This is a genomic window from Pedobacter sp. GW460-11-11-14-TSB4 (assembly GCF_059423705.1).
Genome location: NZ_JBWKYI010000027.1, coordinates 46,147 through 70,961 on the forward strand (window position 1 = coordinate 46,147; position 24,815 = coordinate 70,961).

Genomic DNA, 24,815 nt, shown 5'->3' on the forward strand with positions numbered 1-24,815 from the left:
AGGACGATCGCAAGTGTGAATGCTCAGAATCGCATGATGCGCAGTGAATTTATCTTAAAAGTCCTTCGACTCCGCTCAGGTTGACAAATCGAGGGATGGAAATCGACTTTGGACTGGAGACTATTGACTAAGGGCTCCTTAATAGATCCTGAAACAAGTTCAGGAGGACGAGTCCGAGGGAATATTCTGTATTTCCTTGGCAAAAATACACAGGCAACAAAAAACCCCGCAAGATCAAAATCCGCGGGGTGTAAATCTATTTGAGAAATTACTAAGCTTTAACGGCTTTCTTTTTCTTCTTTTCTTCTGAGTAAAACCCAAAACCTAATCCGGCCAGTAACAAAATCGATCCTGCCAAAGAGATTTTCTCTCCGGTGTAATACGATGTCGGGTGGAAAATAAACTCAAGTTTATGGTTACCTGCTTCTAATTGCGCTGCACGTAAAACATAATCTGCCCTGAAATAAGGCTTTTCAACACCGTCGATGTACATTTTCCAGCCTTTATCATAATAAATCTCTGAAAACACCGCAATTACATCCTTAGCGGTTGAGTATTCGTAAGTTAAATGATCAGGGTTATAGTTGGTTAATTTAATAAAACCTTCCTGACCAGTTCCTAAACGTTTGGTATCGATCGAGCTTTTGAAACTTTCGTCAACAATCGCTTCCTTCTTAGCATCAAAACTGCTAATGGCCTTCATTTCTTCATCAGCGTTTTTAGCAAACTGCACACTTTGTACAAACCAGGCATTACCCGCAGCCGTTGCATTACGCTGCATTTTATACGATCCGTTTTGGGGATCCTGCGTAATGATATACTTCGTATTCAACATATCCAGCACATCCTGGTTAATGCTTTTGGTTAACTGGTTATCAACCAACTCCTGAAAACGCTTTAATCTTGCTGAGTGGAAACCACCAACTGTTTTATGGAAATAAGAAGTTTCTGCGCTTTTAAACGGATCGCCCAACGACATATCGAAAACCCTGAAATTTGGATCTTTATCGGCTGAGATAAAATTATCTACGTCTCTTGGCTGATAATGATTATCTAAATCAGATTTACTTACAAAATTCTGGTTGTTTAAATAACGGCGGTCTACCTGCCACAAATCAATTAAAACAAATAATGCCAATAAACCAAAAGCCAATTGCATGTTCAATTTTTTGGTAATGAAAGCCCAGGTAATTCCAAAACCAATAGCAACGAACAATAAAGAACGTAAAGCATCAGCACGTGCTAAAGCCACACGGTCAGCAACTATGCCGTTCAAAATCTCCATTGCAGCGCCTCTGTTATTTTGTAATGCCTGTGTTAATGCCTCTAATAGTTGTGGTTGGTTAGCCTGTGTGAAACTAAAGAAAGCAGTAGGAATAGCTGCAATAATTAAGGCAAATCCACCGGTTATACCAGCTGACCATGTTAAACGTTGAACCAAATATTTTTGATCATATTTACCTTCCTGTGCTTCCTTAACAGCTAATATTGCCAGTAATGGCACTAACAAGCCAACTACGGCCAAAATGGATTCTACTGCTCTAAATTTATTGTAGCCTGGTAAGTAATCGAAGAATATATCTGAAATAAATGGCAGATTACTTCCGAAAGAAAGGAACAACAACAAAATACTCGATCCTAAAATCCACCATTTCCAACGATGTTGTACAATAAACAATCCGAAAACAAATAGGAAGCAGATAATTGCACCGAAGTAATAAGGGCCTGCAGTACCTGGCTTTTTACCCCAGTATTGGTTAGCGCCAAGATTCTGTGCAACATAACCAATTGCTTGCCTTGGATCTACACCAGAAAGATTTTTTTCAACTGCTTTATAGGTATTGCTTTCAGGTTTAATAATTTCGTCGATACTACTTGCTCCTCCATAAATATTTGGAATCAAGAAAGAGAAACTCTCTCCAACCCCCTGACTCCATTGATAAGCATATTCTTTATCCAAACCATTTGCAGGTTCAGCTTTATCGGTAGTTAAATTAGATTTTCCTCGAATGGTTTCTTTGCCATACTCGTAGGTTGTCCATAGGGTACCTGCATTTACCAGAACTGATAGAAAAATACCTGCAACAATATAAGCGACAGACTTACCAAATGCTGGAAGCTGTTTTGCTTTAAAGGCATGATAAAGTTCTATACAGCCTAGAATAAACAACGCTATAAATAAATAATAGGTCATTTGGATGTGGTTAGAGCGGATTTCTAAAGCCATAAACAGTGCAAGTAAACTTCCACCAACCAAATACCGGCCCCTTAAGATGAGAATAATAGCGGCTAAAATAGGAGCAAAAAAGCCAATTGCTAATGCCTTATTGCTATGCCCAGCTGCAATAATGATAAAATTATAAGAGGTAAATGCAAATGCAATTGCCCCCGCAGCAGCAAGCCAAGGGTTTATTTTTAACACACAAAATAATAGGTAAGCGCCTAAAAGGTATAATAAAACTGTTCCAACAGGATCAGGGAATATGCCCTTAATTACATCGATGCCGTATGTTGTGATATTAAGGGGGTACTGTACCCAAATCTGATAAGCTGGCATACCGCCGAACATTTGATTGGTCCAAAGCGGGCCCTTACCATCTTTTGCCTTAATATCCATAATTTCTTTTTGCATGGCCTTAGCCTGCAAAACATCGCCCTGTTGTGGTGCTTTACCCTGCAAAACAGGACTGAAGTAGGCAAAAGTAATGACTACAAAAAATGCAATAATGGCTAAGTGAATGCCATTTTTATTAAACCAGTTATTCATTAAGGTTTGTTTAAGTTTAAACGAACGTCAAAAATAAAAAAATGGGCGGTATAAAAAAGTAATAAATTAAATGCATGCTGAATAAAAAATTAGATTTGTAACCAGGAATAAAAATTCAACCTATTTATTATGAGAAAGTTTGTCGTTACAATCGCTCTTGCATTATTATCTTTTTCTTCGTTTTCGCAAATTGTAAGTTTGAATACCAATGAAATTAAAAAGCTGAAAAGGCAGCTCAAAAATGATGGGGAAACCAAAAAACTATACTCAGGCTTTGAAAAATCAGCATTAAATTATCTAAACGAAAACCCCAACCCAATTGATACCATCAGAACTGAAGGATTATTAAAAGGAAATCCAAAAAAGGAAAAAACCAGATTAGCCCTGGCTGACATGAACAAAATGTTTGCATTGGCCTTACAATACCGGATAACGGAAGATCAAAAATATTTAAACAAATGTGTAGAATTTCTGAGTGCATGGGCGAAAATCAATAAACCCAATGGCGATCCTATTGACGATACCAATCTCGATAAAGCCATTGAAGCTTACGACCTGATTAAAAAAGATATCCCAGCAGCTGATAAAAAACAGATTGAACAATGGCTTACTGAAACGGCTTTAGCAGAAATTAACAGCAAACGCATGAAAGCGGGGAGAGCTACTGCCATTAATAACTGGAACGCTCACCGTCTAAAAGAGGTTGGCGAAATTGGTTACACCTTAAACAATCAGCATTTTATTAAATGGACCATCGACAATCTGAAAAGCCACATCAATATCAATTTATATCCTGATGGAACAAGTTTGGATTTTAAAGAGCGCGATGCCATGCATTACCACATTTACGACCTGGAACCAATGCTGAAACTGGCCATCATGATTGATCGGGCGAAGGGCACCAACTTTTATACCTATGAGTCGCCTAAAGGATCATCGATCAAAAAATCGGTAGAATGGATGATCCCATACATCAATGGCGAAAAACAGCATGAAGAATATGTAAATACGACTGTTAAATTCGACCGCGACCGGGCAAAGAATAATGAACCTGGATTTGCACCGGGAACGATGTTTAAACCAGATTTGGCTTTACCTGTATTAAAACTATCTGTCTATTTCGATAGGGCACAGGCTGAGCTGTTAAAAAAAGTAAATAACAATGAAACCAATTGGCAAATGCTGCTGGATAAAATACAACGAGAAAGCCAATAAATCCCAACAAATAAACTTTCAATAATTCTTGAAAGTTTGAAAATAAATTTATCTTTGTGTATGGAATTAGCAGCAGCGAAATTAAAATTTATAGAAGCATGGGGTAAATTAGGCTCTGAATGGGGAATTAACCGCACCATGGCCCAGGTACATGCATTATTGCTAATTTCTCCCGAAGCGCTTACCACCGAAGAAATCATGGAAGCGCTCAGTATTTCAAGAGGAAACGCCAACATGACCCTCCGCGACTTAATCGGATGGGGCTTAATTGAAAAACAACACAAAGCCGGCGAACGAAAAGAATACTTTTTTGCAGATAAAGATGTTTGGAATATTTCCCGTCAGGTAGCCAAAGAGCGTAAAAAAAGAGAGCTAGAACCGGTTTTAAAAGTTTTAAATGAGCTGTCAACGGTAGTGGGCGATGAAAAGGACCCCGCGTTTAAAACCTTCAAAAAATCAGTAAACGATATAAATAAACTGGCCGTCAATGTAGATAAAACCTTGGAAACGATGCTTAAAGCAGAAGAGAGCTGGTTCTGGGGCTCGGTATTGAAGGTGTTCAAGCCATAACTATTTATGCCTTGCACTATCATTAAATTGCCAAAGCACATTAATAATTTTCCAGGTGCCATTTAATTTAACCAGGTGCATATAATCGATCCATTCATCTGCAATTAATTTAACTGAAGCTGTTTTCTCTGAGATATCAAGCATTTTAACTTCTTTTTTAGGAACAGCGGGGAACTTGTCTTTTTTGCGGTTGTAGTTTTCGGCTAAGATAACCATCGATTCTGCAGAGGTTTCACGAACATAATCTTTATTGGTTTCCTTGTCTGTCCAAAATGTTCTTTTAACAAGCCTCGGATGCAAAGCCTGCTCCATTTGTTTAGGATTTGGGTTATGTTGCGATTCTATGTAATCAAGAGCAGCACGTTTGATTGCTAAACTATCCTGTTTGGTCTGGCTAAAGCATTTCTTACTGATGATCCATAAGGAGATAAAAACAATAAAATATTTCATAACTGAGCGTGTATATCTGGTTTTCGAGTTGAGGCATTAAACTTAGACTATATATTTTGAATTTTAAACAAAAAACCCTGAAACAAGTTCAGGGTTCTTTTTATTTCACTTCTTCGTAATCTACGAAGTCGCCGAGTTTATCTGTTTTACTTTGATCAGGCTTTGGAGGCATATAATCTATCGAAATAGAGCCTTCAGGTTTTGATCTTCTTTGTTGTTGCTGCCCTGTTGCCTGACTTTGCATTTTGCTGGCCAGGTTATTAAACAGCATTGGCAGAATTAACCTAATCAACATTCTGATCAGCCAAAGTACCAATATTGCGATGAAAATGAATTTTACTAATGCCATTCTTTAAATTACTGTTGTTACAAATATAGACGTCATAAAATTTATTTTGTTACTTATTTAGCCTTTAATTGCATTTTGATTACAAATATAATACGCAAATAAGCCTGCAAAGGTTTTAATAACCTCCCATTTAATCTTCAATAATTTCAGCTACACGGCCTACCTGACCATCTTCGAGCCTCACTTTTATCCCTCTGGAGTGAAATGCGGATGAAGTAAGCAGATCTTTCACTACACCATAGGTGATGTTTCCCGATCGCTGATCTTTCTTCAAAATAATCCCGACTTCTAATCCTGGATAAATGTCTTTTCTGTTTTGCCCGTCCATTCTGCTGTAATATGATAATAATTAAAGCTTCAAAATTCCATAATTATTTTCAGTGTTAAGGTAATTTACTGAAATCTATTTCAGGTTTTTTACCGGCAGTGCTTCTGGTAAAGATTTTTCTTGGTGTGGTATAGTTGTTAAAAAAGCCACTGTTCTTCAAATAGAAGGCGCCTTTATCTAACCCACCCTGATAATCCATCCGGTATCCTTTTGCTCCAGTGTTGTCAGTCGTAAAGCGGGCAGATTTTAATTCAGTCCAGGTTCCTTTATCATCGCAGATCCATTGGTTATCAAACAAAACTTTACGCGACAGGTCGCCCTGTACAGGTGAGAAGTTTTCTAAAAAGGAATGGAAACGTTTTAAATAAGTTTTAGTTTGTGGCCTGGTAAAACTGGCTATTAATTGCCATTTGTTGGTTTCGGGTGCGAAGAAATAAGCGGTATAAGTGGTTAGGCTATCTTTTCCGGGTACGCCATGCAATAAAAATTTATAGGTGTTTCCTGCTTTCCACATATAATTCAGGTAGCTCTGTCCTCCAGCGCCTTCATTCCCAAATTCTCCTGTGTGTACACCTTCGCCTTTCTTTAGCATTCTAATCTTATGTGATTCGGGAATACTTTTAGGGTCATCAGTACTGAAAGGGCTCCATACCGAAAACAAGATGTGTCGTTCTGTAGGGCTATTTACCTGCATACCGAAATAACCCTCGCCAAATCCATTTGCCATAAAGTAAGAACCTAAAATATCTTCTCCTTTTGGTACGGTTACCTCATTGTAATACCACTCTGCATTTACATTTTCTGGTTGCTGATAGTTCAGGTGAACCGATGGCCCACGTCTGCCCCAATGAAAAAAGTTGCCTTCATTGTTTTTAACGTAAGCGGTTTTGCCTTCAATAGCTGTACCGCCGATGGATAAAGTCTGTATCGAGGGAAATTTGCCGGCACTTTTGCTTATTCCTTTAATGGTTAAGGCTACGTAACCTGTGTCTTTAATGCTCCATTCGCCAATCTTACCGTCAAATGGCTTGGTTTCATCAAAATTTACCTTTTTGGCTTGGTTGTTAATGGCAAATTCCACCACCGATTGCCCATCTAAAACAGGTTTGTCGCTTAGCGATACCGTTACTGTACCAGGCTTGGAAACCCTAAAATAAGCTGTAAAATATTCTTTCGGATTAGACCAGTTAACAATTCCTCTGTTAGAAAGGGTTCTTTCAGCATCTTCATGTAAGGAACTGTAAGCATTGCCTGCAAGTGGGAGGGATATTGTTGTCGCATTTTGGGCATAACTTTTAAGTCCCAGGGCGCCGAGTACGATCAGCGTGACTAGTTTTAGAGATTTCATTTGATGATTTTTAGATAACTTATTGAATTGCAATTCTAAGTCAAATTATCTAAAAATCAATCTTTAAAACCAAATCGTTACTTACCGAATTTTTCGTTGAACATTTTCTCCAGGGCAAACATTTCATCACGCAATTTTGCGGCCTGCAAAAAGTCCATATCTTTTGCTGCTTTCTGCATGTCCTTACGGGTAGTATCAATTGCCCTTTGCAGTTCCGCTTTACCCATATATTGAACAATCGGATCTGCAGCAATACTGATTTCTGCATTTTCGACATAGGCCCTTGCTTTATTATCACTTGCCTTTTGCGAGAAATCGAGCACCGAGGTTTGCTCTAAAATGGCTTCTCTTGATTTTCCAACTGTTTTTGGGGTAATACCATTTTCGAGATTGTAGGCAATCTGTATATCTCTACGCCTGTTCGTTTCTGATATTGTTTTCTCCATACTATCTGTAATGCCATCAGCATACATAATTACACGGCCTTTATCGTTCCGGGCCGCACGGCCAATGGTTTGGATGAGCGATTTCTCCGAACGCAAGAAACCTTCCTTATCGGCATCTAAAATAGCCACTAAGGTAACTTCGGGTAAATCTAATCCTTCACGCAGTAAGTTAATTCCCACTAAAACATCGAATTCTCCTAAACGTAAACCACGAAGAATTTCTACACGTTCAAGGGTTTTAATTTCAGAATGGATGTACCTGGTTTTGATATTTAAGCGATCGAGGTATTTTGTCAGTTCTTCAGCCATACGTTTGGTTAATGTGGTAACCAAAATACGTCCGCCATCTTTTATGGTAATGTCTATTTCATCTAAAAGATCGTCAACCTGATTAATAGCAGGTCTGATCTCAATAACAGGATCTAACAAACCTGTGGGTCTGATTACCTGCTCTACTACCACACCTTCTGATTTTTCCAATTCATATTCGGCCGGAGTTGCACTTACATAAATGGTTTGCGGCGCAAGGGCTTCAAACTCGTTAAAGTTTAAAGGTCTGTTATCAAGTGCCGCCGGCAAACGGAAACCATACTCCACCAAAGATAATTTCCTCGATCTATCTCCACCATACATGGCCCTGATCTGCGGAACGGTAACGTGACTTTCATCGATCACCATTAAATAATCTTCCGGGAAATAATCCAACAAACAGAAAGGACGCATGCCAGGTTGCCTTCCATCAAAGAAACGTGAGTAGTTTTCAATTCCAGAACAATAACCCAATTCCTTCATCATTTCGATATCGAAGTTGGTACGTTCTTCCAAACGTTTTGCTTCCAGCAAATGTCGGTCTGCAATTAACTGGTTTTTGCGGATTTCCAGCTCTTCCTGTATTCCCCAGATCGAAGAATTGAACCTATCTTTCGGTGTAACGAAAAGATTGGCAGGATAAATAGCCATATCTTCTAATTTCTCGATAGTTTTTCCGGAAACGGGATCAATTGAAGACAGTTCTTCAATGTCATCACCGAAAAAAGAAATGCGGTAAGCATGGTCAAGATAGGCTGGAAAAATATCAACGGTATCGCCTTTAACCCTAAAGGTTCCGCGTTTAAAGTCTGTTGTGGTTCTGGAATATAAAATCTCCACCAAGCTATGCAAAAATGCATTCCTCGAAATCCGTAAACCCACGCCAAAACGGAAAACCATGCGCGAAAAATCTTCGGGATTACCCATACCATAAATGCAGGAGATAGAGGATACCACGATGATATCCCGTCTGCCACTCATTAATGACGATGTAGTACGTAAACGGAGTTTTTCAATCTCCTCGTTTATGCTCAGGTCTTTCTCGATATAAGTATTGCTCGATGCAATAAAAGCTTCAGGCTGATAATAATCGTAATATGAAACAAAATAATTAACCGAGTTTTCAGGGAAGAAATTTTTGAACTCACCATAAAGCTGGGCCGCCAAAGTTTTATTATGACTCAAAATCAGGGTAGGTTTTTGCGTCTGCTCAATTACATTGGCTACCGTAAATGTTTTTCCCGATCCGGTAACCCCTAATAAAGTTTGATAATGTTCGTTGGCATTTACGCCATCTACCAATTGTTTTATAGCGTTGGGCTGATCTCCGGTAGGTTGATATTCTGAGGTGATTTTAAATTTCATGGGTAATCAAACTTAGTTAAAATTGATCTTTAAATCAATTTTAATGTTCTCTCCTCCGCTTATAAAACATAAACGGTTGGCAGGAAATATACGGTTTAGGCTGCAAAGTCTAAAACAGGAGAAAGTCAGAAAAGTTGGCGTAATAAGAAATTTATTCCCATCAGAATTTTATAACCTTCAATACCCAGATAGCCTTTCAGATAGATTAAAGACATATCAACCTAGTAAATCGAAAGTTTAACTTCTGATTTACTAGGTTGATTCTTAGTATTACACCTCAATAAAAATCCCCATTGAAAAAATTCAACGGGGATTTCTCAATCCTTTCGACAAGCTACGATTGACAGATTCTAAAATCGGCGTCATCTCGACCGGAGCAAAGCGCAGTGGAGAGATCTTTGAGCTATATTAAAAGATCTCTCCACTGCGGTCGCTTAGGATGGCGACATGATTATTTACCCGCAGCAGCTTGCATTGGGTTTTTACCAACCGATTGGCCTCTTACTGCTCCGCCAGCTTTGGTTTTATATACTTTAAACTTGCTTTCTTTTGCCTTGCCACCCCAGCTGTTATTTGAGGTATCGATATCTGCAGTTTCGCGCAGTGGATCGATTAAAATAGAGGCTACTTCTTTATTTTTAACATAAAACTTAGCTGTTTTCAATTCATTATGTCTCCAAATCTGCGCCGGAATACGGTCTATTTCTTTTGTTCCGTCTTTATAGGTAAACTCAACAATTACAGGCATTACTAAACCTCCTTTATTGCTAAAACTCAGTTCGTAAAGAAATTTATCTCCATATTTGTCCTGCTCCGCTGAAGGAACAGCTTCCTGTGTTGCAGCGGTTTCCGTTTTAACAGCTACAGTGGTATCAACAGCAACCATTCCCCTATCATATTTATAGTAGAAATCTTGAGCTGCAGGCGTTTTATCTACATAAAAATTAATTTTCTTATCCTCACGGTTCCTGATTTTCGAAATATCCTCAAAGGCATTAACAGCAGGTTTATCAATTTTAACCATTTTCGATTTGGCTTCCGGTAAATCTTTCGGGAAATCGGCTTTCGCAAATTTTACGCTATCTAATGATATGTCGCATGGATCGGTTCCATAAAACCAACCTCTCCAAAACCAGTCTAAATCTTCACCACTGGCATCTTCCATCGTACGGAAAAGATCAGCAGGTTCAGGGTGTTTAAAGGCCCATCTTCTCGAGTATTCTTTAAATGCATAATCGAAAAGTTCTCTTCCCATGATGGTTTCGCGAAGGATATTTAAACCAGTAGCAGGTTTAGAATAGGCATTCGGACCGAAACGGGTAATATTTTCAGAGTTGGTCATAATTGGTTCCAGTTCATCCTTTGGCAATTTCATATAATCAACAATGGTATATGCAGGCCCTTTTTTACTTGGAAATTTGTTATCCCAAAGCTCTTCGGTTAAATACTCCACAAAAGAGTTTAATCCTTCATCCATCCAGGTCCACTGGCGCTCATCACTATTGACAATCATAGGGAAGAAGTTATGTCCCACCTCGTGAATAATTACACCTAACATGCCATTTTTAGTGCTTTCGCTGTATGTTCCGTCAGTATCTGTACGGCCGTAGTTAAAACAGATCATCGGATATTCCATTCCGTTTGCGGCTTCGATACTTTGTGCAACCGGATAAGGATAAGGGATAGTAAAATCTGAATAGGTTTTAATGGTATGTGCCACCGCGCGGGTAGAAAACTTGCTGTAAAGATTGTATGCTTCTTTTCCATAAAAACTCATACACATTACCGTGTTGTTATTGGCCTGAATTTTTTGAGGCATGGCATCCCAGATAAACTTGCGGGAAGATGTCCAGGCAAAATCGCGGACATTATTCGCATTAAAAACCCAGGTTTTTTTAGCGGTAGATTTTTTGGTTTCTGCAGCTTTAGCCTCAGCCAAGGTTTGGATTTCTACAGGTGCTGCTGCAGTTTTGGCCGAATTATACCTGCTTAATTGTGTAGGATTTAAAACAGCGCTATAATTGATACACTCTCCTGTTGATCCCACGAGGTGATCAGCCGGAACTGTCATTTGAACTTTAAAATCGCCAAAGGTTAAGGCAAACTCGCCTCTACCTGTAAACTGATGGTTCTGCCATCCCTGAAAATCGCTGTATACACATAAGCGTGGGTACCACTGCGTCATGGTAAACAGGTAATTTCCGTCTGTTGGAAAAAACTCATAACCTCCACGGCCACCTACACTCATCCGGTCAGAAATTTTATAGTTCCAATCGATGTTGAAGATAAATTTTTGACCACTTCTCAGCGCTACAGGTAAATCAACCCTCATCATGGTTTTGTTAACCGTGTATGGTAAGTTTTTACCGGTTGCATCGGTTAATTTGGTAATATTTATTCCATAACCGTTGTTGCCTGTTGCACTTAACTGATCTAAGTTTTTAGTCGTTCCCGTGGCAGGCATTTTAGTTGCATCCTGATAATTGGCATTTCTATCTGTGCTATGCTCGTTTTCATCAAGCTGCAACCAGACATAAGTTAAAGGATCGGGAGAATTGTTGGTATAAGTAATCGTTTCAGATCCGGTTAACAACAGATTTTTTTCATCCAGCTCACATTTAATGTTGTAATCGGCACGTTGCTGCCAGTATTTAACTCCTGGCGCTCCGCTGGCGGTACGTTGTTCATTAGGTGTTGGTAAAATGGTGCCTAACTGCTCAAATTTATTCCCATGGTTACTCCCCGGGTTATTCTGGGTATTTTGAGCCATAGCTACACTAGCAGAAAAGAATAGCAGGCCGGTTAAAGTAAATAGTTTATTCATTATACGGTTTATTAAAAAGGAATTCGTTCTAAAGCCATTTTTAAAGCCAGGCTAAATACGGCTGCTGATATAAATAAAACCCAGCTCATACGTTTGATGCGGGTATAGTTAAAAATTAAAAAGGTAATCAGTAAGATGATAATCACCATAAAAATCTGTCCGGCCTCTAAACCTACATTAAAACCAAATAGCCCCCAGCCAATGTTCTGATCTTTGGCCAGCATTATCCGGATGGAGTTGGCAAAGCCCATTCCGTGAATAAGTCCAAAGCCCAGCGCCAGGAAATAATTGATCTTGATTGATTTTAAAGAAAAATTCTTTCTAAACAAATTGCTGATCGCAGTAATGACAATGGTACAGGGAATTAAGAATTCTACCCATTTACTATCAAACCTGATGATATCCAGTACACTTAAAAGTAAGGTAAATGAATGGCCAATGGTAAAGGCTGTAACCAGTATAAGTACTTGTTTTAAATTGACATAACTGTAAATAGCAACCAGGGCTAACACAAACAGCTGATGATCTAAAGCATCGGCACTGATAATGTGCGCCCAACCCAATTTAAAATAAAAGATAAAATCCTGTAGCGGCATGAATAATAAGCTAACTATTGAGAATGAAATAGTTTACAATAGCTAAAATTATATTTTTAATTACAAAAACCCGAAATATCCTTCAAAAAAACCCTAAATACCAAATTTGTTACCAATTTTTAACTCATTTAATGCTTTTTGACGAAGTTTTGTCGTAAATAACTGGGTTTACAGTTGTAAACAAAATTGTTGTTTAATATACCTGGCCAATGCGGTAACTTGGTAAAACTATTGGTCTTTTATTCAACACTATGCTTTGGCTTAAATATTATTTACAAAAACCTGAGAAAGGTTTCGATCCGGTTCCAAAAGCTTTTGCAGAAAAATATGCAGCAAATGAATACCAAAAAATCGACAGCAAAGTAATTGATGCTATAAAAACCCACCTGGGCGATTTCGAAGACAAAACTTTACTCGATCTTGGTGCCGGTCCGGGACAATACAGTATTGAATTTGCCAGGAGGGGAGCAAAAGTGACCTGGCACGACATTAGCCGGAATTATTTAACCATAGCAAAAGCTAAAGCTAAGGAAGAAAATATGGTTATAAATTTTTCGTTGGGTTATTTAGAGGAAGCCCAGGGCAAGTTCGATATAATCTTTAATCGCATATGTTGGTATTACTGTATCAATGATTACCGCTTTGCAAAATGCATCTACAATTTAATCAAAAAAAATGGCTACGGTTTTATAGTGGTCAACAATGAGAAATATCACAAAGAAGAACTGGCAAAAGAATCGGGTTTTAGAAAATTAGCCATTCAAACGAGTTATTGGCTCAATGAAAATTTTAATATTAAACTTAGCCATGTTCATCCATCCCACAAAAAACTCAGTAAAATATTCGCCAGCTTAAATTTCAGACACTTACATTTAGAACAATGCGGGCACAACACCTTAATTACATTTAACAAATAGATGATTATCTGTTAACTTTGCTGCCTTAACTTTTTTAAGGAAAGATTTAAATATGTTAATGCGTAAATTAAAATATAGCCTTTTGCTTTTGTGTGTTGCTTTTTTTGCTGTCGGCGCAGGAATAAAACATCCCTTGCATGTAAGCACAACTGAAGTAAACTTTAATGCAAAGGATAAAACTTTAGAAGTAAGCTGTAAAATCTTTTCAGACGACTTTGAGGCCATTTTAGCCAAATTATATAAACAGAAAACCGATCTGAGCAATCCGAATATGAAAAGCGCGATGGACGAACTGGTAAAAAAATACCTGCTTGCTCATTTACAGCTAAAAGCCAATGGTAAAGCTGTTGCCATGAACTACATCGGATTTGAGATCGACCATGAGGCTACTAATATTTATCTTGAAGTGGAGAAAATTTCGTCTATAAAATCGGTTGAGGTGAGTAATTCTATTTTATACGATATGTTTGACGATCAGATGAGCATTGTACATATTGTAAAAGGCACCATCCGTAAAAGCACCAAAATCCTTTACCCTGAAAAAAAGTTCACCGCAAACTTTTAATTGTAATTTTTGTATTAGATAACGGTTCAATGTTAAATTACCGTTAATTTTAGAAGCAATATTATTGAAGTTAATATCTGCTGAGAAATATTTCTTGTAATCTTTTTTTAAATACCGTGTTGTTAAAATAAGTTATGCATCTAATCATCTTCTCCAACATATTAACGCCTCGGATAAAATATATCTTTAACTTTATTTTTAAAGATATTCTTAAAGCAGAATTAGAATTTACGGGCAATAGCCAATATTTTCTAGAAAGCAACCACGTCAAAATCAGTTATGGCGAGGAGCCTTTAGGCGAAGAACTTTTCTTTAAAAGCACCGCTTTACTCTTTTCCAACAAATTAGAAGAAATTAAACCCAAAACGATCTCTTTTGGCGAGTATCAGGCTCCATTTCCGGTTGCTCAATCGGCCTTACCTTTCGATGTTTTTGCAGCCTCTTTTTTTATATTAAGCCGTTATGAAGAATATTTTTATCCCAAAAAAAACGAAGAAGATTTTAAGCCATCAAAAAGCTACCAGCACAAATGGAAGATTTTAGATAAACCGGTTATTGATGAATGGGCATTGATCATTAAAAGTCTGATCAAAAAAAAACATCCGCATTTTAAGTTTCATGAAAAGAAATTTCAACACCAACCAACCATACATTTCAATATATTGCCCAACTTACCTGAGGGATTATTAAATAGAACCAAATTTATTTTCAGTGCGCTCTTTAAAAAAGAAAACAATTATTTGAGTTCGAAATTTGACAGGCTAACAGGAATAGGCATTAACAATGAACAGGTTTTAGCTGAGGTGAGCCAGCTATTTTCTTTAAAAAAGAGTACCCCCCTTTATTTTGTCGATTTCCCTGATGTACCCATCAATTACATTAAGATAAATGGTATTTCAAAAACACTTAGCGGCCAATCAGTTGGATTATTAAGACCTTGCGCAAGCGATAAGGAAAAAATGTTCGAGATTAAGGAAGGCTTGGTCAAGCTCAAAAAAATTCATCCAAACCCCGTTCCGGTAAGCAGTCAACAACTGGAAGTTTTAAAATTCCCCATCTGTTATTTAAACATTCTCAATTCTGGCATTACTTCCGATTATTCTATGGGCTACAGCAATGTATTGGGCTTTAGGGCCGGCACCTGTACACCATTTAGCTGGTATGATCTTCAGCTTGAAAAAGTAACGCCTTTAATCGTTAATTCTTATTGCCTCACCGATCATATTCTTCAATTTTTAACACACGAAGCAGCGGTTAAAACAGTGCGCCAATATATCGATGCAGTGAAGGTGGTAAACGGTACCTTTTATAGCAGCTGGAACCTAAAAAGCCTGTCGGCAAATGCCAAATACAAAAAATTAAAATCGCTGTTTGGAGAAATGCTGAATTACGCCGGAAATTGATTTTAGTTTAAATTATTCGGCTTAAAATGATTAAATTTAGTGATTAAATCTCCCGCTGGGATAAATCATTAAGATACCGGAAAACAAATATGATGATCTTTGATGTAAGCAAGACGAAAACTATCGCCAATACCTTTATTGCCGAACTTCGGGATGAAAACATCCAGAAAGATTCGATGCGTTTCCGCAAAAACATGGAAAGGCTTGGGGAGTTTTTTGCCTATGAGATCAGTAAATCACTTCAATACACGAGCAAAGAAATTGTAACCCCATTAGGTGTATCACCTTGCGAAGTTTTAACTCAGCAGCCTGTTTTGGCTACGATACTCCGGGCAGGCTTACCGCTTCAACAAGGTTTGCTTAACATCTTCGACAAAGCCGATTGCTGTTTCATTTCAGCTTATCGCAAAGTAAAAAAGAGTGGTGATTTTGTGATTCAAATGGATTACATTTCTACACCGGATTTGGAAGGTAAGGTATTAATTATGGCCGACCCAATGTTGGCTACCGGACAAAGTATGGTAATGTGCTGTAAAGAACTGATCAACCGTTATAAAGTTGCAGAACTTCATATTGTTGCCGCAATAGCCAGTACAGAAGGTGTTGCCCATGTGCGCGCTAATCTGCCCAAAGCAAAACTTTGGCTTGGTGCCATTGATGAAGAAATGACCAGTAAATCTTACATCGTGCCTGGGCTTGGCGATGCTGGTGATCTGGCATACGGAGAGAAAGTTTAATTTTTAGTCCTCAGTCTGAAGTCCTTAGTCTAGAGTCCTTAGTCAAGAGTCTTTAGTCCAAAGCTAAACCTCCTTATAAAACAATTAAGTGAACATCCTCTTTATATGCAGTAGAAATAAATGGCGTAGCGCCACTGCCGAAAACATCTATAAAAGCCATCCTGAACACGAGGTCAGATCAGCAGGAACAGCGCCCTCGGCCAGAATTAAAATCAATGCAAAATTGATAATCTGGGCAGATCTCATTTTTGTGATGGAGAAAAAACATAAGCGAAGAATCATAGAACGTTTTCCCGAAGAAACCGGTGAAAAGGAAATAATTACACTCCATATCTCTGATGATTATCAATACATGGATCAGGAACTTATTGAAGAGTTAAACGCAAAAGTTGCCGATTATCTATAAATCAAAAGATCATTAGGCTACCTTTGTGAAAATCATCACTCATGAAAAAGCACATTTTCTTCGACCTTGACCACACCATTTGGGATTTTGACCGTAATGCCGAAGAAACGTTAAATGAGCTCTACCAAACCTACAAATTAGATGAGCTGGGTTTAAAATCATGTGCCGATTTTATCACCACATATACCGAAAATAACCATCAGTTATGGGCCGATTACCATTTAGGAAAAATCACCAAAGATTTTTTAAGATCGGAGCGGTTCAACAAAACGTTTATTCAACTGGGTGTTCATCCCGATGCGGTACCTCATCAGTTTGAAGATGATTATGTAAATATTTCACCCACTAAAACTAATTTGTTCGAAGGGGCTGAAAATGTTTTGGGCTATCTGCAGCAAAAATATACCCTGCATATTATTTCTAACGGCTTTAAGGAAACAACCTTAACCAAAATGAACCTTTCGAATCTTAATCCATATTTCGAAAATGTAATTATCTCAGAAGATGTGGGTGTAAACAAACCCAATCCTATTATTTTCGAATATGCGCTGGATAAGGCCAAAGCTTTAAAAGCAGAAAGTATTATGATCGGCGATAGCCTCGAAGCCGATATTTATGGTGCATTAAACTTTGGTATGGAGGCTATATTTTTTAATCCTTTACAGAAAAAAAAGCCCGAAGATGTTAAAAGGGAAATCGTTCACCTGGAAGAATTATTAAAACTTTTTTAGCCTTACTCCTTTTTTGTTTCATTTTGGCATTTGTTTGGCAATAGCTCAATACACACACAAATGAAATCTTTATTATGATGAAAAAAACCATCTTTTTAGGATTGGCAATGCTTTTTGCTACCCTAACTTTCGCTCAAAACAACCGCAGTGCTGCCGAAGTATTTCTGCAAATCGTTAACCCAGGCAAGTATAATGTATATTTAGATGAAGAACTGGTTGGGTCAGCCAATGGCAGGTTCCGTTTTTATAATGTATACAATTCAGCACCCATGTTATCTATTATTCAGGGCAATACCGTCGTACTAAAACAGAGAATTAAGGTTATTCCACAACAAAGGCTTGTACTAAGTTTTGAAGATAAAAGGTTAACTACTTTAAAACAGCTAAATATCTATCGCAACAGACAATATGCCTTAAACGATTTTGACGGTTATACCGGAGATTATAATACCGGTATTGTTCCACCAGTTCAACCACAACCTGATTTCAATTATAGATTACTCTCTGAGGAGGCTTTTCAGACTTTTTTAAACCAATACAAAAAAGAAAGTTTTGATGATGGCAGAACAAGAATGATCAATGTGGTGAGTAAAAATGCCTCACTGTTAAGTGCTCAGGCCAGGTTGCTATTAAAATCCTTCGCCTTTGATGACGAACGTTTGAAAGTAGCCAAGAATCTTTACAAAACCGTTGCCGACCCACAGAACTATTTTAGCTTATCTGATATTTTTGTTTTTTCATCTAATAAGGACGACTTCTTAAAATATTTGGAGAAGCAGTAAATCGGCTTATCTTTATTGAATGAAGGCTGCAAAAATAAAGGCATCGATACATAAAATTGTCGATGCCTATAAATCGAAATTATCTCACTATGATGAGGATATTTTTCAAACCACGCCACCCATTGATGGCTGGAGCTACAGTGAAGTATATTCGCATATTTTCGATTCAAGCCTGCTCTCCTTAATTGCACTCGAACGCGCGGCAAGCGGTAAAGGCGAAAACAAAGCCACGCATTTTATTGTAAAACTGATTTTGGTTTTAGGTACCTTACCACCGTCAAAAAAGTATAAAGTTCCGAAAAGACTGGCCGAAAGGGTAAAAAAAATCAGCAAAACAGAAGCGCTCGATTTTATTTTAGAGTTTGAAAAAGGGCTTGATGATAATTACCCTGCAATTGCCCATGCACAAGCCGATTGTAAAACAAAACACCCGCGGCTAGGCTACTTAAATGCCCGGCAATGGCTAAGATTTATTGAAATTCATTTAAAACACCACCTCAAACAGTTAGAAAGAATAGAAAAGAGTTTTTAGGCGTAAATTAATTTCACCATATTTGAGTATACTAAATTCATCGCCATGAAAACTGCTTTTTACTTATTCGCATTAACTATACTTTGCGCCTGCAATAGCGAAAAGAAAGAAACTGCTCAAGCGGTTATTCCAACACCTACCGGGATACAAGGCCTCCAGAAAAGCAATGCTGTTCAACCCGCAGCACAAAACGCCAAAACCAACCTTATTTTTAATCCACCACATGGCGATGCCGGGCATACCTGCGCGCTAGCGGTTGGTGCACCATTAAACCAAACAGCGGCAGTTCAACCACAAAAGAGTGTTAGTCCGCAACCCGTAACTGTTCCGGCACCACCTGCAGTAAATACCTCAGGCAAAAAATTAAATCCTAAACATGGAGAACCGGGCCACAGATGTGATATTGCGATTGGCGCCCCTTTAGATAGCAAACCCACCCAGATCGTGACCACACAGCCTGCAGTAAAGCAAACGGTAGCGATAAAAACAGGCAAGGGCTTGAACCCACCTCATGGACAGCCTAACCATAGGTGCGATATTGCTGTTGGTGCACCCTTAAATAGCAAACCTGCGCAGGCTGTAACTACGACACCTGTTCCAGTTCCTGACACTAAAACTTCAGAAACAAAAGCACTGGAGACCAAGAGTGAAGGGAAATAATAGGACATACTTCATGTAAGTAACGCATTAAAATATTTTGAATTTGGCCTATCTAACTTAACGCACATTTTTTTACATCTTTGCGTTAATGAAATTACCCGCCATAAAAGGTTTTGACGAAGAAGCATTTAACAAGTATTTAAAAAATACGGGATGGGTCATATTTGGCAAGGGGCTCAGCCTTATTGTAAACGTACTAATTACAAGCTACCTAGGTCCTATTTTATTTGGAGATTTAAGTTTTGGATTGTCTTTGGTGGCAATACTTGCTGCAGTAGGCGCCTTAGGACTTGATACTTTCATTATCCGTGAAATTATTCAGGAGCCGAATAAGCGTGATGAAATTCTGGGGACTTCATTATGGCTCAGAATAGTTACAAACGGCTTGCTTATTCCTATTGCAATTGGTATTTACTTAATCAGCCACAATTTATCATCAAATCCCGGTACTCCCTTAACCTTACTTATTGGTCTACTTGCTTTCGCATCTTTTTTTAAATCATTTAATGTTATTGATGCATACTTTCAGTCTCAAGTACAATCCAAATACGTTGTACAGGTCCAGAATGTATGTCTGGTTACAATTTCAATAATTAAAGTAGCTATCATTGTTTTGTCGCTTCCCTTAATCTATATTGTCTTCGCATATGTTTTAGAAGGATTGATCTTGGCAGCAGGCCTGATAATTGTTTATCAGAAACGAGGCTTTAGTATTTTCAACTGGAGTTTTGACAAACAACGGGCGAAATCCTTATTAAGAAAATCATCGCCGCTCATCCTTTCGGCGGTAATGGTTTCCATTTACATGAAGATAGACGTGGTGATGCTAAAAAGCATTGGCAGTAAAGCCATTGGGATTTACAGTTCTGCACAAAACCTCAGCGAGGCATGGTATTTCATTCCGGTTGCAATTGTTACCTCTGTATTCCCTGCTTTATTAAATGCCCGAAAAACAGATCTGGACCGTTATCAAAAGCGGCTTAAAAACCTTTACGATCTACTAATTTTTATAAGTTTACCTGTTGCTTTATTTATCAGCTTTTTTGCTGCAGATATTATTCACCTTATTTACAGAGGCAAATATGATGGCGCTGGCCCCATGCTTTCCATTCATATCTGGTCGGGGATTTTTGTATTTCTGGGTACTGCAAGTTCTCAGTATTTAGTTGCCGAGGGCTTTACAAAAATCTCATTTTATAGAACAGCCGCAGGTGCTATAGTCAATATTCTGCTAAATCTTTGGTTAATTCCAAAATATGGCGGTGTAGGAGCATCAGTTGCTACCCTAATAGCCTGCTTTGTATCTACATTTTATCTTTTATTAATCCCTAAAACAAGACAACAGGGTATAATGATGTTAAAATCATTATTTTTGGTCACCGCATTTCAAAAAATATTTAAACGTTGAGTACTCTTAAAGCATTAACCACATTAATTGCTAAGCCAGGCAGGCTTAAGGCATTATTATCATACGGACATAAGGGCTACCTGAACAGCATTGGCTGGTTCACGGCTTTTGATAAAAAACAGGCAGTAGACGGTCAGGGAAAAGCATTGCCTTGGGTAACCTATTCGTTTATCGATTTTATTAAAGAACGTATTAACAAAACACAGCATATTTTCGAGTATGGCTCTGGCAGCTCTACTATTTTTTATGCCGAAAGGGCTGGATCGGTAACTTCTGTAGAGCATGATAAAGGCTGGTTTGATAAAGTTAAAAATACAAGTCCGGCCAATGCCGAAATGATCTTTTGCCAATTGGAAAAAGATGGAGAATATGCTAAAAAAGCAACCTTGCTTGATAAAAAGTTCGACATTATTATTGTTGATGGGCGTGATCGTGTAAACTGTTGCAAGTATAGTGTAGCAGCATTATCAGCAAATGGTGTATTGGTTTTGGATGATAGTGAGCGTGAAGTGTATAATCCTGCCCGTGTGCTTTTAAAGGCTCAGGGGTTTAAAGAAATCAGTTTCAGTGGGATTTCACCAGGTCTTTTTTACGAAAAAGCAACCTCAGTTTTTTACAAGCAGGATAATTGTTTAGGTATTTAAATCAGTACGCATCATGTTAAGCGAAGAAGTAAAAACGGCCTACGATAATTTTTATACCAATAGTGATGTAGCATGGAGAATGCTCGGTGCAAAATATAAAGCACAAAACATTATTGATGTTTGCAAAGGATTAAAACCTAAAAAAGTGCTCGAGGTTGGCGCCGGAGATGGCAGTATTTTACATTTTTTAAATGAATGGCATTTCACACCAGAATTGTATGCTTTAGAAATTGCGCAAAGTGGTGTCGACATTATAAAAGACCGTAACCTTGCTAGTTTAAAAGAAGCGCAGACTTTTGATGGATACAAAATTCCTTATGAAGATGATACTTTTGATTTGATTATTCTTGCGCACGTTTTAGAACATGTAGAACACGAAAGGATCCTGATCCGTGAATTGAAAAGAGTAGCCAAATATATTGTAGTAGAAGTACCTAAAGATTATCGTTTCGGTGTAGACCGTAGAATGAAACATTTTCTGGATTACGGGCACATTAACATGTACACGCCTACTTCATTAAGGTTTTTGTTGCAGAGTGAAGGTTTAGAAATTTTAGAAGATAAAGTATCAATGACTGCGCCAGAAACGGTAAAGTTTAATGAGTTTATCAATAGAAAAGCACCAAAAACGTTTGCTAAAAACTTAAAAATCGAGCTAGAATACCGGATCAAAAAGACTTTAGGTAACTGGTTTGGGAAGAAAAAGCAAGAGCAATTTGCTAATGCCTATACCGTGCTAACCAAAAAATCTGACCATAACTTACATATATTTTAGTGATTAAATGAGCGTATAGAGGCGAAGATCTAACCAAACTTATATGAACCTTAAACTTCTTATAAGGTGTAAGCCGTAACTGAATATACTGTTATCTTAATATTGGAATTTCATTGTGGCCATTTGAACCATATAAGAAATAGAAGAAAATATAAGTGTAATAGCTCCAACTACAAACTTTAGTTCAATAATAGAAAGTGCCAAAACATATGCTAAAAACATAAGAATAGAACTTGAATACCGGGTAAAAAAACCTTGTGTAATTGGTTTGGAAAGAAAAGACAAGAGTAGTTTGTTAATGCCTATACTTATATGAACCTTAAACCCCTTATGTGGTGAAACCGTAACTGGATATGTTATCTTAATAATTGAAATTTCATTGTGGCCATTTGAACCATATAAGAAATAGAAGAAAATATAAGTGTAATAGCTCCCACTACAAACTTTAAATTCAATATATTGCAATAGAAATTAAATTCTGTTAAAAATACATCCCTAGTTAATTATTTAATAAATACAAGGAATGTTATTAACTAGAAATTACTTAAAGGACTTAGTTTACAAGGTAAACGGAGCAGCCATTGAGGTTCACAGAACATTAGGTCCAGGGCTTTTAGAATGCACTTATCATAAATGCATGATTCACGAATTGGAAATCAGAAATATAAATTTCAAATCAGAGTTAACAGTCCCAATAGATTATAAAGGATTATTGATTGATTCAGAACTAAGGTGTGACTTATTAATTGAAGATGCTCTGGTAGTTGAGTTTAAAGCTGTTGAAAATATTGCACCAATCCATGTGGCCCAGCTACTAACTTATATGAAATTACTAAGGCTACCACTCGGACTAATGATAAATTTTAATTGTTTACATATCTTTTCGGAAGGCCAAAAAACATATGTAAACGAGATATATGAATCAATTTATTAGTATATTTTTGCTTTAACTTATATGAACCTTAAATTTCTTATATGGTAAAAGGTGTAGCCAACTTATTATTATGGTTAACCCTATAAAGCTTCAATCGTAAAACAAATGCAAAACCTTGCCCCAATAGCACTTTTCGTATATAACCGTCCGCAGCATACCGAGCGTACGTTACAATTCCTGCAACAAAATGAATTGGCTGCACAAAGTCATCTGTATATCTTTTCCGATGGTGCCAAAACCGTGCAGGATGAAGAAAAAGTTGCTGTGGTAAGAAAGATTATTAAAAAAGCCGAAGGTTTTAAATCGGTTAAGGTAATCGAAAGTAAGGCCAATGCAGGCTTAGCCAATTCGGTAATTGCAGGTGTAAGCCAATTAATAGCAGAACACGATCAGGTAATTGTTTTTGAAGATGACCTCGTTACCTCTCCACATACTTTAGCCTATTTCAACAATGCTTTAAATCATTACCGCGAAGAGGAAAAGGTAATGCATATTGGAGCCTACATGTATCCCTTAAAATCAGATAAACTTTCGCAATCTTTTTTCTACAGGGCAGCCACAAGCTGGGGCTGGGCCACATGGGGAAGGGCATGGAAAAACTTCGAACCCGATATTGACGTTCTGATAAAACAGTTTGATAAAAAGAAAAGAACGGCATTTTCCATCGATAATAAAATGAATTTCTGGAAACAGATGCAGGAGTTTAAGAAAGGGAAAAACAACAGTTGGGCCATAAGATGGTATGCTTCTATCTTTCTAAAAGGAGGCATCACACTTAATCCATCGCAATCACTCGTGAACAATATTGGGCATGATGGCACAGGTGTACACTCAGGAATAAACGACATCTATAATGTCATTATCAACCCCAAACCAATTGTCGAATTTCCAACCGTAATAGCTGAAGATCCCATAGCTTACAAAGCCATCAAAAGCTTTTTGATTAAACGGAAAGGCAATATGGTAACCCGTGTCAGGCGTTTTGTAAAAGAAAAGCTGGCGCAATATTTTTCAAAAAAATAATTAATCCACCACCATTCAGGTAGATCATCATAATGAGCTGATATAGCTTGTTGTTGTAGACAATTAAAAAAATGACAAACCTTTTTTTAATTGGCCATGTTGCTTATATAACATCGAAACTATAAAAATAAAAAACATGAAAACGACAACAGCAACAGCAGAGACATTAAACGACCTCATTCAAATTAATAACGACCGTATTGAAGGTTATGAAAAAGCGCGTCAGGAATTAAAAGACGGAGACGCTGATTTAAAGACCTTATTTTTAAATATGATAGGCGAAAGTCAAAAATATAAAATGGCTTTGGCTACTGAGGTAGCGGCATTGGGCGAAGATATTGAAACAGGAACGACCAATTCGGGTAAAATTTACAGGGCCTGGATGGATGTTAAAGCATTATTTACTGGTCATGATCGTAAAACCGTTTTAAACAATTGTGAGTTTGGCGAAGATGCTGCTCAAAATGCATACAAAATGGCACTGGAGGAAGAAGGTATTCCTTCAAATATCAGAGATTTAATTTCAGACCAAAAAGCATCGCTAAGAACATCTCATGATGAAATTAAAAGATTACGTGATGCGCAGGCATAGGTGAATTAAATATAAAAACGGAAAAAGCTCCTTCGATTAATTAATCGAAGGAGCTTTTTTTATAGTATACCGTCATGCTGAACTTGTTTTACAAGTAGAGGTATTATTTTTAATTGTCTTGTAGCTACTACGTGGTCAG

25 protein-coding genes are annotated in these 24,815 nt (G+C 37.6%); 17 read left to right on the top strand and 8 right to left on the bottom strand.

The window, feature by feature from the left end:
- Nucleotides 1–271: 271 nt before the first annotated feature.
- Nucleotides 272–2,767, bottom strand: a complete 2,496-nt coding sequence (locus AC07YT_RS20565) for a YfhO family protein (protein ID WP_086548152.1) — start codon at nt 2,765–2,767, stop codon at nt 272–274.
- Nucleotides 2,768–2,896: 129 nt separating this feature from the next.
- Between AC07YT_RS20565 and AC07YT_RS20570 the strand changes: the two genes are divergently transcribed.
- A complete protein-coding gene (locus AC07YT_RS20570; RefSeq protein ID WP_086548153.1) occupies nt 2,897–3,982 on the top strand; it encodes an alginate lyase family protein in 1,086 nt (361 codons plus the stop codon).
- Nucleotides 3,983–4,042: 60 nt separating this feature from the next.
- On the top strand, nt 4,043–4,552 hold the full coding sequence (locus AC07YT_RS20575; protein WP_086548154.1) for a GbsR/MarR family transcriptional regulator: 510 nt from the start codon (nt 4,043–4,045) through the stop codon (nt 4,550–4,552).
- Here the strand turns inward: AC07YT_RS20575 and AC07YT_RS20580 are convergent, their stop codons facing one another.
- The 7 genes from AC07YT_RS20580 to AC07YT_RS20610 form a co-directional block, all read right to left on the bottom strand.
- A complete protein-coding gene (locus tag AC07YT_RS20580) occupies nt 4,553–5,002 on the bottom strand; it encodes a nuclear transport factor 2 family protein (RefSeq protein ID WP_086548155.1) in 450 nt (149 codons plus the stop codon). It lies immediately after the preceding gene.
- Between the two features lie 100 nt (nt 5,003–5,102).
- Complete coding sequence (locus AC07YT_RS20585; RefSeq protein ID WP_086548156.1) at nt 5,103–5,351, bottom strand: DUF4834 family protein; 249 nt, start codon at nt 5,349–5,351, stop codon at nt 5,103–5,105.
- Nucleotides 5,352–5,481: 130 nt separating this feature from the next.
- Entirely contained in the window at nt 5,482–5,679 is a 198-nt protein-coding gene (locus AC07YT_RS20590; RefSeq protein ID WP_086548157.1) for a YwbE family protein, read from the bottom strand.
- Between the two features lie 55 nt (nt 5,680–5,734).
- A complete protein-coding gene (locus tag AC07YT_RS20595) occupies nt 5,735–7,027 on the bottom strand; it encodes a DUF3472 domain-containing protein (protein WP_086548158.1) in 1,293 nt (430 codons plus the stop codon).
- Nucleotides 7,028–7,104: 77 nt separating this feature from the next.
- Complete coding sequence (gene uvrB, locus AC07YT_RS20600; protein ID WP_086548159.1) at nt 7,105–9,147, bottom strand: excinuclease ABC subunit UvrB; 2,043 nt, start codon at nt 9,145–9,147, stop codon at nt 7,105–7,107.
- Nucleotides 9,148–9,598: 451 nt separating this feature from the next.
- On the bottom strand, nt 9,599–11,971 hold the full coding sequence (locus AC07YT_RS20605; RefSeq protein ID WP_086548160.1) for a M1 family metallopeptidase: 2,373 nt from the start codon (nt 11,969–11,971) through the stop codon (nt 9,599–9,601).
- An 11-nt stretch (nt 11,972–11,982) separates the two neighbouring features.
- Nucleotides 11,983–12,567, bottom strand: coding sequence for a HupE/UreJ family protein (locus tag AC07YT_RS20610; RefSeq protein ID WP_086548161.1), 585 nt, complete (start codon nt 12,565–12,567; stop codon nt 11,983–11,985).
- 251 nt (nt 12,568–12,818) lie between these two features.
- On the opposite strand from AC07YT_RS20610, the gene AC07YT_RS20615 reads away from it, so the two are divergent.
- The 15 genes from AC07YT_RS20615 to AC07YT_RS20685 all read left to right on the top strand — a co-directional run bounded on the left by AC07YT_RS20615 (nt 12,819) and on the right by AC07YT_RS20685 (nt 24,676).
- A complete protein-coding gene (locus AC07YT_RS20615; RefSeq protein WP_086548162.1) occupies nt 12,819–13,484 on the top strand; it encodes a class I SAM-dependent methyltransferase in 666 nt (221 codons plus the stop codon).
- Nucleotides 13,485–13,542: 58 nt separating this feature from the next.
- Nucleotides 13,543–14,049, top strand: a complete 507-nt coding sequence (locus tag AC07YT_RS20620; RefSeq protein WP_145954283.1) for a DUF6702 family protein — start codon at nt 13,543–13,545, stop codon at nt 14,047–14,049.
- A gap of 134 nt (nt 14,050–14,183) precedes the next feature.
- Nucleotides 14,184–15,452, top strand: coding sequence for a DUF7033 domain-containing protein (locus AC07YT_RS20625; protein ID WP_086548164.1), 1,269 nt, complete (start codon nt 14,184–14,186; stop codon nt 15,450–15,452).
- A gap of 92 nt (nt 15,453–15,544) precedes the next feature.
- A complete protein-coding gene (upp, locus tag AC07YT_RS20630; protein WP_086548165.1) occupies nt 15,545–16,189 on the top strand; it encodes a uracil phosphoribosyltransferase in 645 nt (214 codons plus the stop codon).
- Nucleotides 16,190–16,277: 88 nt separating this feature from the next.
- Nucleotides 16,278–16,595 carry a low molecular weight protein tyrosine phosphatase family protein gene (locus AC07YT_RS20635; RefSeq protein WP_086548166.1) on the top strand — a complete coding sequence of 106 codons (318 nt, stop codon included), beginning with the start codon at nt 16,278–16,280 and terminating at the stop codon, nt 16,593–16,595.
- Between the two features lie 41 nt (nt 16,596–16,636).
- Entirely contained in the window at nt 16,637–17,326 is a 690-nt protein-coding gene (locus AC07YT_RS20640) for a YjjG family noncanonical pyrimidine nucleotidase (RefSeq protein WP_086548167.1), read from the top strand.
- A gap of 74 nt (nt 17,327–17,400) precedes the next feature.
- Nucleotides 17,401–18,108, top strand: a complete 708-nt coding sequence (locus AC07YT_RS20645; protein WP_086548168.1) for a proline and serine-rich protein 1 family protein — start codon at nt 17,401–17,403, stop codon at nt 18,106–18,108.
- Between the two features lie 19 nt (nt 18,109–18,127).
- Complete coding sequence (locus tag AC07YT_RS20650) at nt 18,128–18,640, top strand: DinB family protein (RefSeq protein WP_086548169.1); 513 nt, start codon at nt 18,128–18,130, stop codon at nt 18,638–18,640.
- Nucleotides 18,641–18,685: 45 nt separating this feature from the next.
- Complete coding sequence (locus tag AC07YT_RS20655) at nt 18,686–19,300, top strand: hypothetical protein (protein WP_494945506.1); 615 nt, start codon at nt 18,686–18,688, stop codon at nt 19,298–19,300.
- An 88-nt stretch (nt 19,301–19,388) separates the two neighbouring features.
- The gene (locus AC07YT_RS20660; protein ID WP_086548170.1) at nt 19,389–20,708 is read left to right on the top strand and encodes a flippase; all 1,320 of its coding nucleotides are present in this window, start codon (nt 19,389–19,391) and stop codon (nt 20,706–20,708) included.
- On the top strand, nt 20,705–21,352 hold the full coding sequence (locus AC07YT_RS20665) for a class I SAM-dependent methyltransferase (RefSeq protein WP_086548171.1): 648 nt from the start codon (nt 20,705–20,707) through the stop codon (nt 21,350–21,352). Before AC07YT_RS20660 ends, AC07YT_RS20665 begins: the two co-directional genes overlap by 4 nt.
- A gap of 13 nt (nt 21,353–21,365) precedes the next feature.
- Complete coding sequence (locus tag AC07YT_RS20670) at nt 21,366–22,127, top strand: class I SAM-dependent methyltransferase (RefSeq protein ID WP_086548172.1); 762 nt, start codon at nt 21,366–21,368, stop codon at nt 22,125–22,127.
- Nucleotides 22,128–22,650: 523 nt separating this feature from the next.
- Nucleotides 22,651–23,061: a GxxExxY protein gene (locus tag AC07YT_RS20675; protein WP_086548173.1), complete on the top strand. Its 411-nt coding sequence runs from the start codon at nt 22,651–22,653 to the stop codon at nt 23,059–23,061.
- 105 nt (nt 23,062–23,166) lie between these two features.
- A complete protein-coding gene (locus AC07YT_RS20680; protein WP_086548174.1) occupies nt 23,167–24,084 on the top strand; it encodes a glycosyltransferase family protein in 918 nt (305 codons plus the stop codon).
- 136 nt (nt 24,085–24,220) lie between these two features.
- Nucleotides 24,221–24,676: a PA2169 family four-helix-bundle protein gene (locus AC07YT_RS20685; protein WP_086548175.1), complete on the top strand. Its 456-nt coding sequence runs from the start codon at nt 24,221–24,223 to the stop codon at nt 24,674–24,676.
- Nucleotides 24,677–24,815 lie beyond the last annotated feature (139 nt).

What these genes read in the sequence shown, in the direction of transcription:
- AC07YT_RS20565 (WP_086548152.1), bottom strand. Translation starts at nt 2,767, where the DNA reads ATGAATAACTGGTTTAATAAAAATGGCATTCACTTAGCCATTATTGCA.
- AC07YT_RS20570 (WP_086548153.1), top strand. Translation starts at nt 2,897, where the DNA reads ATGAGAAAGTTTGTCGTTACAATCGCTCTTGCATTATTATCTTTTTCT.
- AC07YT_RS20575 (WP_086548154.1), top strand. Translation starts at nt 4,043, where the DNA reads ATGGAATTAGCAGCAGCGAAATTAAAATTTATAGAAGCATGGGGTAAA.
- AC07YT_RS20580 (WP_086548155.1), bottom strand. Translation starts at nt 5,002, where the DNA reads ATGAAATATTTTATTGTTTTTATCTCCTTATGGATCATCAGTAAGAAA.
- AC07YT_RS20585 (WP_086548156.1), bottom strand. Translation starts at nt 5,351, where the DNA reads ATGGCATTAGTAAAATTCATTTTCATCGCAATATTGGTACTTTGGCTG.
- AC07YT_RS20590 (WP_086548157.1), bottom strand. Translation starts at nt 5,679, where the DNA reads ATGGACGGGCAAAACAGAAAAGACATTTATCCAGGATTAGAAGTCGGG.
- AC07YT_RS20595 (WP_086548158.1), bottom strand. Translation starts at nt 7,027, where the DNA reads ATGAAATCTCTAAAACTAGTCACGCTGATCGTACTCGGCGCCCTGGGA.
- uvrB (WP_086548159.1), bottom strand. Translation starts at nt 9,147, where the DNA reads ATGAAATTTAAAATCACCTCAGAATATCAACCTACCGGAGATCAGCCC.
- AC07YT_RS20605 (WP_086548160.1), bottom strand. Translation starts at nt 11,971, where the DNA reads ATGAATAAACTATTTACTTTAACCGGCCTGCTATTCTTTTCTGCTAGT.
- AC07YT_RS20610 (WP_086548161.1), bottom strand. Translation starts at nt 12,567, where the DNA reads ATGCCGCTACAGGATTTTATCTTTTATTTTAAATTGGGTTGGGCGCAC.
- AC07YT_RS20615 (WP_086548162.1), top strand. Translation starts at nt 12,819, where the DNA reads ATGCTTTGGCTTAAATATTATTTACAAAAACCTGAGAAAGGTTTCGAT.
- AC07YT_RS20620 (WP_145954283.1), top strand. Translation starts at nt 13,543, where the DNA reads ATGCGTAAATTAAAATATAGCCTTTTGCTTTTGTGTGTTGCTTTTTTT.
- AC07YT_RS20625 (WP_086548164.1), top strand. Translation starts at nt 14,184, where the DNA reads ATGCATCTAATCATCTTCTCCAACATATTAACGCCTCGGATAAAATAT.
- upp (WP_086548165.1), top strand. Translation starts at nt 15,545, where the DNA reads ATGATCTTTGATGTAAGCAAGACGAAAACTATCGCCAATACCTTTATT.
- AC07YT_RS20640 (WP_086548167.1), top strand. Translation starts at nt 16,637, where the DNA reads ATGAAAAAGCACATTTTCTTCGACCTTGACCACACCATTTGGGATTTT.
- AC07YT_RS20645 (WP_086548168.1), top strand. Translation starts at nt 17,401, where the DNA reads ATGATGAAAAAAACCATCTTTTTAGGATTGGCAATGCTTTTTGCTACC.
- AC07YT_RS20650 (WP_086548169.1), top strand. Translation starts at nt 18,128, where the DNA reads ATGAAGGCTGCAAAAATAAAGGCATCGATACATAAAATTGTCGATGCC.
- AC07YT_RS20655 (WP_494945506.1), top strand. Translation starts at nt 18,686, where the DNA reads ATGAAAACTGCTTTTTACTTATTCGCATTAACTATACTTTGCGCCTGC.
- AC07YT_RS20660 (WP_086548170.1), top strand. Translation starts at nt 19,389, where the DNA reads ATGAAATTACCCGCCATAAAAGGTTTTGACGAAGAAGCATTTAACAAG.
- AC07YT_RS20670 (WP_086548172.1), top strand. Translation starts at nt 21,366, where the DNA reads ATGTTAAGCGAAGAAGTAAAAACGGCCTACGATAATTTTTATACCAAT.
- AC07YT_RS20675 (WP_086548173.1), top strand. Translation starts at nt 22,651, where the DNA reads ATGTTATTAACTAGAAATTACTTAAAGGACTTAGTTTACAAGGTAAAC.
- AC07YT_RS20680 (WP_086548174.1), top strand. Translation starts at nt 23,167, where the DNA reads ATGCAAAACCTTGCCCCAATAGCACTTTTCGTATATAACCGTCCGCAG.
- AC07YT_RS20685 (WP_086548175.1), top strand. Translation starts at nt 24,221, where the DNA reads ATGAAAACGACAACAGCAACAGCAGAGACATTAAACGACCTCATTCAA.